The sequence below is a fragment of the Nodularia sp. LEGE 04288 genome, assembly GCF_963896525.1.
GTDB lineage: Bacteria > Cyanobacteriota > Cyanobacteriia > Cyanobacteriales > Nostocaceae > Nodularia.
Map to the genome: position 1 here is coordinate 1 of NZ_CAWQOY010000131.1, position 12742 is coordinate 12742.

13 protein-coding genes are annotated in these 12742 nt (G+C 41.9%); 8 read left to right on the top strand and 5 right to left on the bottom strand.

The features are described 5' to 3' along the window. Positions 1–84 precede the first annotated feature (84 nt). The 5 genes from AACX33_RS17885 to AACX33_RS17905 all read left to right on the top strand — a co-directional run bounded on the left by AACX33_RS17885 (position 85) and on the right by AACX33_RS17905 (position 4582). The gene (locus AACX33_RS17885) at positions 85–933 is read left to right on the top strand and encodes a prohibitin family protein (protein ID WP_193996877.1); all 849 of its coding nucleotides are present in this window, start codon (positions 85–87) and stop codon (positions 931–933) included. Positions 934–1013: 80 nt separating this feature from the next. Next, positions 1014–1436: a DUF1824 family protein gene (locus tag AACX33_RS17890; protein WP_193996876.1), complete on the top strand. Its 423-nt coding sequence runs from the start codon at positions 1014–1016 to the stop codon at positions 1434–1436. Between the two features lie 163 nt (positions 1437–1599). Beyond that, entirely contained in the window at positions 1600–3531 is a 1932-nt protein-coding gene (locus tag AACX33_RS17895; protein WP_193996875.1) for an ABC-F family ATP-binding cassette domain-containing protein, read from the top strand. Between the two features lie 20 nt (positions 3532–3551). After that, on the top strand, positions 3552–4013 hold the full coding sequence (locus tag AACX33_RS17900; protein ID WP_193996874.1) for a peroxiredoxin: 462 nt from the start codon (positions 3552–3554) through the stop codon (positions 4011–4013). A gap of 137 nt (positions 4014–4150) precedes the next feature. Then, a complete protein-coding gene (locus AACX33_RS17905) occupies positions 4151–4582 on the top strand; it encodes a DUF6006 family protein (protein WP_193997512.1) in 432 nt (143 codons plus the stop codon). A 166-nt stretch (positions 4583–4748) separates the two neighbouring features. Here the strand turns inward: AACX33_RS17905 and hpf are convergent, their stop codons facing one another. Further along, on the bottom strand, positions 4749–5390 hold the full coding sequence (hpf, locus tag AACX33_RS17910; protein WP_193996873.1) for a ribosome hibernation-promoting factor, HPF/YfiA family: 642 nt from the start codon (positions 5388–5390) through the stop codon (positions 4749–4751). Between the two features lie 391 nt (positions 5391–5781). Here hpf and lipB point away from each other — a divergent pair, with 391 nt between their 5' ends. Both lipB and AACX33_RS17920 read left to right on the top strand, forming a co-directional pair. Then, positions 5782–6459 (top strand): lipoyl(octanoyl) transferase LipB, encoded by a 678-nt coding sequence (lipB, locus tag AACX33_RS17915; protein ID WP_193996872.1) that lies wholly within the window; start codon positions 5782–5784, stop codon positions 6457–6459. A 221-nt stretch (positions 6460–6680) separates the two neighbouring features. Then, positions 6681–7082 carry a hypothetical protein gene (locus AACX33_RS17920; RefSeq protein ID WP_193996871.1) on the top strand — a complete coding sequence of 134 codons (402 nt, stop codon included), beginning with the start codon at positions 6681–6683 and terminating at the stop codon, positions 7080–7082. Position 7083: 1 nt separating this feature from the next. Here AACX33_RS17920 and AACX33_RS17925 read toward each other — a convergent pair whose 3' ends face one another. Together AACX33_RS17925 and AACX33_RS17930 are read right to left on the bottom strand one after the other, a co-directional pair. Further along, positions 7084–7758, bottom strand: a complete 675-nt coding sequence (locus tag AACX33_RS17925; RefSeq protein WP_193996870.1) for a class I SAM-dependent methyltransferase — start codon at positions 7756–7758, stop codon at positions 7084–7086. Between the two features lie 93 nt (positions 7759–7851). Then, positions 7852–8976, bottom strand: a complete 1125-nt coding sequence (locus AACX33_RS17930; RefSeq protein ID WP_193996869.1) for a site-2 protease family protein — start codon at positions 8974–8976, stop codon at positions 7852–7854. A 425-nt stretch (positions 8977–9401) separates the two neighbouring features. Here AACX33_RS17930 and AACX33_RS17935 point away from each other — a divergent pair, with 425 nt between their 5' ends. Next, positions 9402–11030 carry a vanadium-dependent haloperoxidase gene (locus AACX33_RS17935; protein ID WP_193996868.1) on the top strand — a complete coding sequence of 543 codons (1629 nt, stop codon included), beginning with the start codon at positions 9402–9404 and terminating at the stop codon, positions 11028–11030. A gap of 75 nt (positions 11031–11105) precedes the next feature. Here the strand turns inward: AACX33_RS17935 and AACX33_RS17940 are convergent, their stop codons facing one another. Both AACX33_RS17940 and holA read right to left on the bottom strand, forming a co-directional pair. Then, positions 11106–11594, bottom strand: coding sequence for a DUF4168 domain-containing protein (locus tag AACX33_RS17940; RefSeq protein WP_193996867.1), 489 nt, complete (start codon positions 11592–11594; stop codon positions 11106–11108). 102 nt (positions 11595–11696) lie between these two features. Continuing rightward, positions 11697–12692 (bottom strand): DNA polymerase III subunit delta, encoded by a 996-nt coding sequence (gene holA / locus AACX33_RS17945; RefSeq protein ID WP_193996866.1) that lies wholly within the window; start codon positions 12690–12692, stop codon positions 11697–11699. Positions 12693–12742 lie beyond the last annotated feature (50 nt).

Sequence of the window (12742 nt, forward strand, 5' to 3'; positions counted from 1 at the left end):
GCTCCCTGCCCCCCAGCCTCTTTTTACCGGGGACGTGTCACCATAGTATAGGAGTTGCCTAAAGATGCAAAAGGAGATAGAACCTTGAAAAGTCAGCAATTGGGGAATTGGCAAACCACAGTTTTTGGAATTGTGTTAGCACTAATTGTCCTCGTCGGACTAAATTCCTTTGTAATTCTCAACCCAGGACAAGCAGGAGTCATCAGCATCTTAGGTAAAGCTAGAGATGGTGCGCTACTAGAAGGCATTCACATTAAACCACCACTTGTATCAGTAGTTGATGTGTATGATTTGACAGTACAAAAATTTGAAGTCCCCGCCGAAAGTTCTACGAAGGATTTGCAAAATTTATCAGCAAGATTTGCCATTAACTTTCGCCTTGACCCCACAAGGGTAGTGGAAGTGAGAAGAAAGCAAGGAACCTTAGCAAATATTGTCTCAAAAATCATTGCTCCTCAGACACAGGAAGCGTTTAAAATCGCGGCTGCTAGAAGAACAGTAGAAGAAGCAATTACCAAAAGGAGTGAATTAAAAGAAGACTTTGATTTAGCTTTGAGCGATCGCTTGGCTAAATATGGGATAATTGTGCTAGATACTAGCGTAGTTGACTTGAATTTCTCGCCAGAATTTGCCAGAGCTGTAGAAGAAAAACAAATAGCTGAACAACGGGCGCAAAGAGCAGTTTATATCGCGCGGGAAGCTGAACAACAAGCACAAGCAGATGTGAATCGCGCCAAGGGTAGAGCCGAAGCTCAAAGACTCTTAGCAGAGACTCTCAAAGCCCAAGGTGGGCAGTTGGTTCTGCAAAAAGAAGCAATTGAAGCTTGGAGAAATGGCGGCTCTCAAATGCCCAGAGTCCTCGTTATGGGTGGTGAAGCCAAAGGCGGTGTGCCATTCATTTTCAACCTCGGAAATGACCCAAATAAATCATAATTTGAGTAAATAATGCCAATGGGGTGGGAGCATCCCACCTCAGATAGCAAAGCCAAACCCAGAAAATCGTAAATTAATTTATGGCGACACCAAATCATCAAAACCTCACAACCTCAGAAGCTACAAAAATCCTGCATAAATTCAACTGCTTAGATATCGCACCTATTCTCAAACCCTCAGAAAAAGCCTTAGTCCGTCGGGCTTTAATTTTGGTAGCTAGTCTATCTGATTACCAGATATTAGGGATTTGTGCTGATACCGCAGAAGCAGGGATACTGGCCATGAGAACTTATTCTCATGCTTTTGGTTATGAAGTCCCCAGTGATTTAGCCACACCCGAAGGGCCAGTTTATATCAAATTAAATGGCAAAAATGGGTTATGTTATCTCGACTCCTATGCCGGACACCATCGGGGTGTATTAATTTCTTGCCAATCTTATAATGAAGGGGGAATCAACGAAATGTATGGACATTTACCCCTGGATTTATTTGCTGAAAATTAGTAAGTGTCCCTGGGAGCATTCCAAATGTGTGAGAATTTAGTCACAAGATTGTGATTTAGCCTGGAGGGTGAAAGAAAATAAACCGCTTGGAATGTTCCCGTCTTGGTAAGATGAGATATTTTACAGACACTGACTAATGACCAATGACCAATGACTAATTTTTATGAGTAATATTACACTACAATCAGTTAAAAAAGACTTTGGCATCAAAGAAATTTTAAGAGATGCCAGTTTTAGCTTAGATACTACAGATAAAGTCGGTTTAATTGGCACTAATGGTTCTGGTAAATCAACTTTATTAAAAATGATTGCCGGACTAGAATCAATTGATAGCGGACAAATTACCTTTACTTCTGGTGCAAAAGTAATTTATTTACCACAACAGCCAGACTTAGATGAAAATCACACGGTTTTAGAGCAAATTTTCGCTGACAGTGGCGAACACTTAGCTTTAGTCCGTGAGTATGAAGAACTATCTCACAAACTTGTTCACCATCCAGAAGATAGTCAGTTGATGTCCCGCTTGTCTGGGGTAATGCAACGCATGGAAACTGCTGGCGCTTGGGAACTGGAAACCAACGCCAAAATTATCTTGACTAAGTTAGGAATTTCTGACTTTGATGCTGTTATTGGTACTTTGTCAGGCGGTTATCGCAAGCGCATCGCCTTAGCAACAGCTTTATTATCAGAACCAGACATTTTACTGATGGATGAACCTACCAACCATCTGGATGCGCTGTCTGTGGAATGGCTGCAAAGTTATTTAAATCGCTTTCGTGGCGCACTTTTGCTAATAACTCACGATCGCTATTTTCTCGATCAAGTCACAAACCGGATTATTGAAATCGACCGAGGCGATATTTACACTTATTCAGGTAATTACTCATATTACCTCGAAAAGAAAGCTTTAGCTGAAGAATCGGCAATTAGTAGCCAACGCAAACATCAAGGTGTACTCCGTCGGGAATTAGAATGGTTAAGTCGGGGACCAAAAGCTAGAAGTACCAAACAAAAAGCCCGAATCCAACGCATTCAAGGTATGCGGGAAACTGAATTTAAACAAGTTCAGGGTAAAGTTGATATTTCCACAGTCGGCCGTCGCATGGGCAAAAAAGTTATTGAACTGAATAACGTTTCTAAAGGCTATGATGGACGCACCTTAATTAATGATTTCACTTACGAATTTAGTCCAGAAGACCGCGTTGGAATTATTGGCGGGAATGGTACTGGTAAATCGACTTTAATGGATATGATTACCGGGCGCATTCAACCAGATTCCGGTAGTGTGGAAATTGGGACTACGATTCACATCGGTTATTTTGACCAGCATTCAGAAGAGTTACTCTCAGCCGTAGACGAAAATCAGCGAGTTATTGACTATATCAAAGAAGAAGGCGAATTTGTCAAAATCTCTGATGGAACTCAAATTTCCGCTTCCCAAATGTTAGAACGGTTTCTATTTCCGGGAAACCAGCAGTATGCGCCAATTCATAAATTATCTGGTGGGGAAAAACGCCGTTTATTTTTGCTGCGAATTCTCATTGGTGCGCCTAATGTGTTGATTTTAGATGAACCTACCAATGATTTAGATGTGCAGACATTAGCGGTACTAGAAGATTATTTAGAAGATTTTGCTGGGTGTGTAATTGCAGTTTCTCACGATCGCTACTTTTTAGATCGGACTGTAGATACTATTTTTGCCTTGGAAGAGGGCGGTAATCTGCGACAATATCCAGGTAATTACTCAGTTTATCTCGACTATAGGAAAGCTGAGGAGGAAGAAACAAAACAGCAACAAGCAGCTAATACGAAGGAAAAACCCAAGGAAGAGGTAAAAGTTGCAACTTCATCTTCCGACACCGAAAACAAGAAGCGCCGCAGACTCTCAAACTGGGAAAAGCGGGAATTTGAGCAGTTAGAAGGGAAAATTTCCAAGTTGGAAACTGAGAAAGCCACAGCCGAAAAAGCCTTGGTAAATGTCTCTCCTGGGAATTATACCCAAGTCCAGAAACTCTACGATCAAGTGGAAAATCTCAAGCACTCGATTGATACGGCGACAGAACGGTGGTTAGAATTAGCTGAGATGGACGCGTAATAAAATCGGTAAGAAATAATATGCCTGTTAAAGTTGGTGATACTGCGCCTGATTTCTCTCTCAGCGCCCAAAACGGTTCCACAGTCAGCCTTAGCGCTTTTCGTGGTCAAAAAGCTGTGGTTTTATACTTTTATCCCAAGGATGACACACCGGGATGTACAGCCGAATCCTGTGCTTTCCGGGATCAATACGAGGTGTTTAAAACGGCTGGTGCTGAAGTGATTGGCGTTAGCGGAGATTCTAACGAGTCTCACCAGAAATTTGCGGCGAAGTACAATTTACCTTTTACTCTCTTGAGTGATAAAGGCGACCAAGTACGGAAGCTATACGGCGCAACCGCAATGTTTGGTTTTGTCCCCGGTCGCGTCACTTATGTGATTGACAAGGAAGGCGTTGTGCAGTATGTGTTTGATTCAATGTTGAATTTTAAAGGTCATGTTGAGGAAGCGCTGAAAACTTTGCAACAGTTGGCGGTTAACTAAGAAAACGTCTGAGTACAGAAGCTCATGGTTCAGCCATAGGTAACCATGAGTAGTTCACTTAGCTGCATAAACAGCAATGCTGATACATATGAGTGAATACAAGGTACAAATTAACTGATAAGTATTGGTAGAGCATGATGAAAAACGTCACAAAATGGCTTTTGGGCTTGGCGATTGTTCCCGCAAGTTTGGTATTTACATCTAGTCATGCTCAAGCCAGTCAGATTGCTGGTGAGTGGTTCTTTGGTCTTTGGGATTGTAATATTGACGGTAGACCAGCCCAAATGCAATGGAAAATAGTAGATAACCCACAAACTACTTGCAATGGTAATGTTTGCTCTACTACTTCTGGTGTCCGTCTTCTGGGACGGTTTAGTGATAATGGTAGTGCGTGGGTTAATTTAGGAAAACGTTTTTCTAGCAGACAAAGACAGGATTTAGGTATTCGTTATCTAGGTGCAGAGCAAGATAACTGGTATCTCAAATACAACAGTCAAACTAAGATTGCAGATGGTTGGACAACATGGCGTGGTAATCGCTACCCACTACAATGTCGCAATCGCAGATGAGTATTTTCCAAATTATGCAAAATGTGTTTTGAGGAAAATATTAGTTTTCGTTTAGCCTGTGGGGTTGTCACCCCAAACCCTCTCCTTAGTAAGAAGAGGGTCGCTAAAACTTATTTTAGGGGGGTAGGGTTTTGGCTTTTATGCTGATTTAAAGTAGAGACTATCCTCACTTATGCGAGTGGGCTTTTTCAGCCACAACATGATTACCATTGCCATTTTTGCCGTTGGTGTGTCCGTTACTATTACGGGGTTGAATCACACCGTAACCACCGTGGTTACGTTCGTAAACTACATTGATTTCGCCAGTTTCAGAGTTGTGGAACATATAAAAGTCGTGTCCCACTAGTTGCAGCTGTTGTGTGGCTTCTGCAACGGTCATCGGTGGCATAGAAAAATATTTTGTTCGGACAACCTCGTTTGGTAGTTCGGGAGTGCGATCGCCAATTAAATCTGCCGCTACTGGTTCGGGAACTAATACTTGATTTGTGGGTAGGGCATTAGTTTTCTGATCTTGAAGTTTTTCTTTATATTTCCGCAGTTGACGGGCAATTTTATCTGCTACTAAGTCAATGCTGGCGTATAAGTTTTCGCTGCTTTCCTCCGCACGGATCACGCTACCATTGGCATAAATCGTCACTTCCGCCGCTTGCTTGGTGGTAATTCGAGGATTGCGGGCAACGCTCAGATGCACATCCACTTCATTGGTAATATTCTGAAAGTGACTAACGGCTTTTTCAATTTTTTGATGTACATATTCCCGAATAGCATCGGTGATTTCAATATTTTTGCCGTGGATGACAAGCTTCATGTAAACTCTCCCACTGATATATTTGATGTGAATTTGTTTTGTATGAAAAGAAGTCGCGGTAAGGTCTTTCACTACCGCCAAAACAAATTTTGAACTATTTTAATGTACTGCTTCTACGTTTGCGCTCTGTTGGATGTTTGATCCAATTCGAGTTTCAACGATTTATGAGATTCACCAGCCAGTGCATTCGTTCTGATTGTGTTTGGCGTGATGCTTGATGCAGACAGTTCCTCCTAACACCTTTGAGGTTATATATTCAACGTAGCACTTTGTATTCTCTAATGCACCTGAGTTTGACGTTCCTTTAAGATCCTTTGCATAGCTTGACATTTCTTGACCCAAATCCTGTAAATTGCAATATATTTGGTCAATAAACCCGTTGATTTTTGGCATGATCCGTAGTACCGAAACAGATTGCAGACGTTGTTTGTTATTTAACGCTGGATTGATGCCATATACTGATGCTCTTTTATGGCAGCGATCGCTTCTCACCGAGCGCATTCTGCAACCTAGTCTGGATGATGTGTTAATCTTGCTAGAGCATCCGCCTGTCTATACTTGGGGACAAGGCAGCAATCCCGAATTTCTCAAAGATTTGGATAAAACTAAATTCGATGTCCACAGAGTTGAACGCGGTGGCGAAGTCACGTATCATTGCCCTGGTCAAGTTGTGGGGTATCCAATTTTAAATCTGCAATATTATTGTAAAGACCTGCATTGGTATCTCCGGCAACTAGAAGAGGTATTAATTCGGGTATTGGCAGTTTATGGATTGACAGGCGATCGCCTACCGGGTTTTACTGGTGTTTGGCTAGAAGGGCGAAAAGTTGCCGCGATCGGTATTAAAGTCAGTCGTTGGATTACCATGCACGGATTTGCATTCAATGTTTGTCCGGATATGTCAGGCTTTAAACATATTATCCCCTGTGGGATTGCTGATAAGCCTGTAGCCAGTTTAGCCGAATGGATTCCCGATATTACCTGCGAAGAAGTACGTCCTAATATAGCCCAATCTTTTGCGGAAGTATTCGGCGTGGAATTAGTCGAGTCAAAGAATTTTAGATTTTAGATTTTAGATTTTGGATTGATTCCACAGATAAATCAAAAGCACTGTATCATTCAGGAATTATTGGTCAATGGGTGATTAAAATTCCTGATAAGTGATTGAGCTTCATAGATCACAAAATAATCAAAAACAGCTATGATTTTCGATCAAGATGGATTAATGTGATAAGGTCATGAAAAAATCAGCAGTAAAACCTACTATTTAGTTGTATTAACTGGAAATTTATGGATTTTAAAAAACTGACTAACCAAGCACAGGAACAAGCCGCAGAAGTTACGGCTGCTGCACAAAAAAAAATCGATGCTGTTATAGATGAATTTAATAATTTGCTTCCTGTCGTAGAACAATTAGGATTCAGGGTAGTAAGCTTTAATATCGAAGCAGGAGTATTACCAACCATAAATACTTCTTTAATTGGCTCAATAGATAGCATTAACGATGAAGTAATTGGGCAGATTATTACAGAGAATAAAAATAACAAACTACTTATTGCAGTTCTCAATTCAGTCTTAATGACTAAGAGTATCCATCAGCGTCTTAAAGGAGCTTATATATCAATTTTAAAAGATTTGGTGATTGATATTCAGTTGGGTATTCCTCCTAAGATATCTTGTCGATTTCAATAAATTATTTCTGATATTCCAGCCGTAGTTGTGGAACATCAACCCGTTCACCCTCATAAAATAGAACACGGCTAACTTCTTGCAAACCCAATTCGGCAAACTGGGCTAGTTCGGAGTTAGACAAAGGCCAGGGAGGTCCATCAGGTTCTACCTCTGTCTCTCGAAACCGATTAATCACTAATAAAGTTCCTGCTACTGCGACTACAGAAGCCACTGAAGCAATCACAGTTGAGCGAATACTTAAGGGTAAAGCTTGGATATTCCTGATTTCTACAACTAAATCAAAAGCTTGATGCCATTGTGCAGGTAAATTTAACAAATCTGCAACTACATAATTTACAGCAGAGTTAGGAAATCGTTGCTGACACCAATCAATAGCCGTGGGGGAAATATCAAAAGCGGTGACTTGAAATCCCAAGTTTGCTAAAGCTTCTGCATCATCTCCCAAACCACAGCCAATCACCAGCGCTGAATGTCCCTCACCTTGAGTATGATTAATAGTCAGCCAATCTTGTAAATAAGGGTGACAAGTTAACTTAGCCCAAGGAATTTGTGTCACATCACCCTGAGACTGACTATACAAAACATCAAACCATGCAGTAGGATTTGATTCTTGTATAGCTTGAGTCGCTAATTCTTTTACCCGTTGCTGTAAACCTTCTGGTTGTTTCTCAAACATCTAACTATCTGCGCCTCTGCGTGAAATAATTAATTTTAAAACCCCCCCAGAAATTCCGAGGGAGTTTTGAAGTTATTCAGTTTTTCTAGACAACTATACAGGATTAGGTTGAGTCTTATTTTGCAGTAACTGAATAATCGCTGCTTTTTCTAAAATTCCTACCAGTACACCATTGTCACGAATCACAGAAAGGGTAGATAACTTTTGTTGTTCGAGTAACTGTACTACTTCCAACAGGGGTTGATCCGATTTGACTGTGGTAGATTGTTCAATGGATTTCATCACTGCGCTGACTGGGGTTTCTGTCCACTGTGTTGTGGGAATAGTTCGCAAATCATTCAGGTTAATTGCGCCGATTAATTTTCCGTCTTCATCAGTGACTAAGAATGTTTTCCAGTCTTGATTGTTAAAAATTCGTTGGTCAGCAAAGTCTCTGAGGCTATCATTGGCAGATACAATGGGGCTGTTGAATGTTACAGCGTCTGCTGCGGTCAACCCGGTGCATTTTTCCTGTACTCTGGCATATTGTGCTGTTCTTCCGGCATTTTGCAACAAGAAGAAACCGATTAACAAGTTCCAAGAGTTGGCGAAGCTACCAAAGAATAATAGGGGAATTAAACCAGATGCGATCGCCACCCAACCAAATATTTGTCCGACTCGACTGGCAAAAGATACACCTTTGTAGGGGTTGCCTGTAATCTTCCACACAGCAGCCTTGAGGATATTACCACCATCTAAAGGCAAGCCAGGAATCAGGTTAAATAACGCTAATGCCAAGTTAACAGAAGCGAGAACACCAAGGATAGCTGCTGCTGCACCTGTGGCGGCGGTAGTGACACCAATGACTGTAAATACACCACAGAGGACGAGGCTCACTAAGGGTCCGGCGATCGCCACCCAAAAAGCTTCCCCTGGGGTTTCCGATTCTTTTTCTAAACTAGCCAAGCCACCAAATATAAATAATGTGATGGATTTGACATCAATTCCTTGACTAATTGCGACAAAGCTATGTCCTAATTCATGGGCGACGACAGAAGCAAACAATAACAACGCTGTCATCAATCCCAGTGTTAAAGCTAATCCCCCAGATAACCAGGGAAATTGTGCCGTCAGTCCACTGCTATAACTCCAGGCTACCAAGCCCAGAACTAGAAACCACGACGGATGGATATAGAAGGGAATCCCGAAGAGATTACCAACGCGAATTGTGCCATTCATGCCGTACACCTTTGAATAAATCTGCGAGAGATTTGCTTGCGCTGTTCTCTATGAATTTATTGTAACGTAATGTTAAAAAGTTTTAATCTTGGACATAGTTGTGGTAACCGCCCTTTTTGGTGCGGTTGTTGGGAATAAATTCTCCAGCTTTCCGAAATGGTGCGATCGCAATAGGTAGATATAGATGTGTTCAAACAACGCCAGTTAATCAAGTTTAAAAAAGTGTGTGCTTTCCCAACTTGAATAACTTGTAATTGTTACAACCAGATTTATTTTATTTTCTCGATAGGTCAAACAGCCTCGTTATAGCTACCAGGCAGTACTTTTATCTTTCAGATAAGAGCATATCGGGATGGTTCATAGCATCTACTGATCAACTAATTCAGTTTGCTGATTGTATTAAATTTATCAAAGAACCTCATATCATGCAGAACCAACGTCCAGCACGTCCTTCACGTCCAGATTGTCAAGAGCTTGGCCCTGAGAACAATAAACAACGGCAGAGATCATCTCGCAAAATCCGCCGTGAAGCCGCACAAATTGCTTTTAACAGAGGTATTGAAGATCATGTTTGTAATGGTGAAGAACAGGATTATTTGGGTGCAGATGGGACTCCTAACTATATTGCTAACTTCTCTAAAGGTTTGCCACACAATGAACTGGGCGAAGTAGACCCCAAAGCCTACAAATCCCTACTCAAAGCACTGGAAAGTGGCAAACCACAAGACTTTGAGGCTATTCCTCTGGGCCAAGGAAGAAAATTGACTAATCCTCAAGCCGGACTAAGTTTTGACCTACAAGGCCCTGACGGTCGCGCACTCGCCATACCTCCAGCCCCCCGCATTGATTCGCCACTAAACTCCGGGGAAATGGCGGAAATTTACTGGATGGCGTTGTTACGGGATATCAACTTCACTGACTTTAGCCAAAAGCCTCTAGTGCAGGAAGCAGCAGCAGACTTATCCAAATTCTCCGATTTTCGTGGGCCAAAAGTTGGCGCAAGTGTCACCCCAGAGACCCTTTTTCGAGGTAATTATGCTGGTGATTTAGTTGGCCCCTACATTTCCCAGTTTTTGCTCAAGGATATTCCCTACGGTTCCCTGACAATTTCTCAAAGACAGAAAACTGTTTTACCAGATATCAATTATTTGACTGATTACGACGACTGGCTAAATGTGCAGAACGGTGATTCAGATCCAATAGGTAAAGATAAATTCGATCCTACACCCCGCTATATCCGCAACATCCGAGATATTGGTCAGTATGTCCACGTTGATGCTCTCTACGAAGCTTACCTGAACGCTTGTTTGATTCTGTTAGACATCAAGGCTCCAGTCGATGAGGGTAACCCCTACAAGAAGTCACAGAATCAAATGGGATTTGGTACGTTCGGTGACCCACACATCCTGAGTTTGGTGACTGAAGTTGCAACCAGGGCGTTAAAAGCTGTGTGGTTCCAAAAGTGGTCTGTGCATCGCCGCCTGCGCCCAGAAGCCTTTGGTGGACTAGTTCATAACCATCGCAAAGGCAAGGCAAAATATCCGATTAATCAGGAGATTTTGAATTCCAGTGCTTTGGCAAAAGTTGAAAACCACTATGGGACTTCTTTGCTACCAATGGCATTCCCCGAAGGTTCTCCTACCCATCCCGCCTATGGTGCTGGACACGCTACTGTAGCTGGTGCTTGTGTGACAATTCTCAAAGCTTGGTTTGACGAATCTTGGCAGATTCCCCATCCAGTGGTTCCTAATCATGACGGTACTGAGCTAATGGCATACACTGGCGCTGATGCCGAAAAACTGACTGTAGGTGGTGAATTGAACAAAGTTGCTGCTAACATTTCACTTGGTCGTGATGGTGCTGGTGTTCACTGGCGCAGTGACTATACTGAATCAGTCAAACTAGGTGAACAAATAGCAATTGGACTTTTGCAAGATCAGTCACTTACCTATAATGAAGATAACTTCTTTACTTTGACTAAGTTCGATGGTAAAAAAGTGAAAATCTCTCGTGAAGAGGTGAAACACTTAATGGATGAAACTGAAAATGATTAATAGTTATTAGTTTGTCATCATCCATAACTAATCCTTACCCTCGGCATAATCCGGGGGTATTTTGGGGAATTGCCTCTACCGAGCTTCTGGAGCTTTTTGCAGGCGGATCAATGTATTGTAAACTTGTCTTTTTAAGTTATTGTTATTCTGTAGCTCTACAGTAATTTTGTTAAAGCGGTCAATACTGAGACCATTATCTTCAACTATTTTGAGAGAGCGATTACAGTAAGTTACGGCGATATTTTGAGCTGGCCGTGGTAGCTTGTTCATGCTGTTGGGATCGTTACAAATAATTTTGGGTATTTCTCCGCCCCCAATTAGTTTCTTAATCTCATCAAAAGCCTGTTGACGCGGTGTTTCCATAGCCAACACAGCTTGGGCGTAGTTGGTAATATCAGTATTGTTAACTGAATTGTTAGCCGCAGGCGTTTGAGCATCGGCGTGGGAACTGAATATCAGACTGCTGGTAACTAAACTAGCTGTGGTCAGAATGCTGAAAAGTAGACTCCGGGGAAATAGATGTTGTCGGCTAGGTTGAAAAAATAAATTAGCAAGTCTTTTCATAAAGTCGATGACACAGACGGATAGTAGGGAGATGTTAATGGCTTTGAATTATTTTAGGAGTGAGAAGTTCCAGGGAACTGTCTATGAATTAAATTTTTATATTTAATATCCGCCCCGTTGGCATACTTGACAAAGTTCTATTACTTTGGTCTGAAGTGCAGATACTTCAGTGTATCCTTGCTTGAGGCTGACTTCTAACTCTAGTAGTAGTGGTAAGCAGGAGACTAGTTGCTCTACAGAAAGTGATTTGACTTCTTGCTGTAAAAAGTAAATACGTTTGGGGTTGCTAACCTCGGCTAATTGGGCGATCGCTTGAGGATTGCGTTCCCCAGTTTCCATAGCAATCTTAACCAATAACCAGGTACGAAATTGACCTATGAGAGTAGCAACTATCTTCAATCCCGGTTCGGCAACGTTGATTAGATCAGCCAAAATAGTTAAAGCTTTAGCTGTGTCTCCCATTCTAATCGCTGCTGCTAATTGTAAACTATTTTGAGTAGTATTTCTGACTAATTTTGCCATCGTATCTACGTCTAACGGCTTACCGCTATCCGATGTATAAAGACGTAGTTTTTCCATTTCATTGTACAGGAGGCGTGTATCATTACCGACTGCTTCTGCTAATATTTCCGCAGTCCGGGTAGTCAGCTTCACTCCCACAGTTTGAGCAACTTGATTAACTGACTGTACGAGCAATTCTGTTTTCCAGGGTGGGATGAGCGGAAATTCTCGAAATTCATTGGCGGATTTTTTGAGCAATTTGGTGGATTTCAGGCGTTCATCTGGTTTGTTGCGGCTGGTGAGTAATAACCAGGAGTTTTCGGGAATGACTGACAGGGTGCGCGTCAGTTCGGCTAAGACATTTTCTGGGCAATGCTGACAGAGGGTAGTATTGATTAGCCACACCAACCGTCCACCAGCGCCAAAGGTGGGTGTCATCACTTGATTTAAAGCTGCAATTGCCGCATCTGGTTGGTCTGGGGTTAAAGATGTATAGTTAAAACTTGTCCAGAGAGGATCGAGAATGCGATCGCGTAATATTGTAACTGCTTTTTCAATGGCAAAATCATCCTCACCCCAGTAAACATAGATTGGCATAGATGAACCTCATCGCAGGTGCGGGTGCGAGTAGACAGAAAAAGATAATA

What these genes read in the sequence shown, in the direction of transcription:
- AACX33_RS17905 (WP_193997512.1), top strand. Translation starts at nt 4,151, where the DNA reads ATGAAAAACGTCACAAAATGGCTTTTGGGCTTGGCGATTGTTCCCGCA.
- AACX33_RS17935 (WP_193996868.1), top strand. Translation starts at nt 9,402, where the DNA reads ATGCAGAACCAACGTCCAGCACGTCCTTCACGTCCAGATTGTCAAGAG.
- holA (WP_193996866.1), bottom strand. Translation starts at nt 12,692, where the DNA reads ATGCCAATCTATGTTTACTGGGGTGAGGATGATTTTGCCATTGAAAAA.
- AACX33_RS17895 (WP_193996875.1), top strand. Translation starts at nt 1,600, where the DNA reads ATGAGTAATATTACACTACAATCAGTTAAAAAAGACTTTGGCATCAAA.
- AACX33_RS17900 (WP_193996874.1), top strand. Translation starts at nt 3,552, where the DNA reads ATGCCTGTTAAAGTTGGTGATACTGCGCCTGATTTCTCTCTCAGCGCC.
- lipB (WP_193996872.1), top strand. Translation starts at nt 5,782, where the DNA reads ATGATCCGTAGTACCGAAACAGATTGCAGACGTTGTTTGTTATTTAAC.
- AACX33_RS17930 (WP_193996869.1), bottom strand. Translation starts at nt 8,976, where the DNA reads ATGAATGGCACAATTCGCGTTGGTAATCTCTTCGGGATTCCCTTCTAT.
- hpf (WP_193996873.1), bottom strand. Translation starts at nt 5,390, where the DNA reads ATGAAGCTTGTCATCCACGGCAAAAATATTGAAATCACCGATGCTATT.
- AACX33_RS17890 (WP_193996876.1), top strand. Translation starts at nt 1,014, where the DNA reads ATGGCGACACCAAATCATCAAAACCTCACAACCTCAGAAGCTACAAAA.
- AACX33_RS17920 (WP_193996871.1), top strand. Translation starts at nt 6,681, where the DNA reads ATGGATTTTAAAAAACTGACTAACCAAGCACAGGAACAAGCCGCAGAA.
- AACX33_RS17940 (WP_193996867.1), bottom strand. Translation starts at nt 11,594, where the DNA reads ATGAAAAGACTTGCTAATTTATTTTTTCAACCTAGCCGACAACATCTA.
- AACX33_RS17925 (WP_193996870.1), bottom strand. Translation starts at nt 7,758, where the DNA reads ATGTTTGAGAAACAACCAGAAGGTTTACAGCAACGGGTAAAAGAATTA.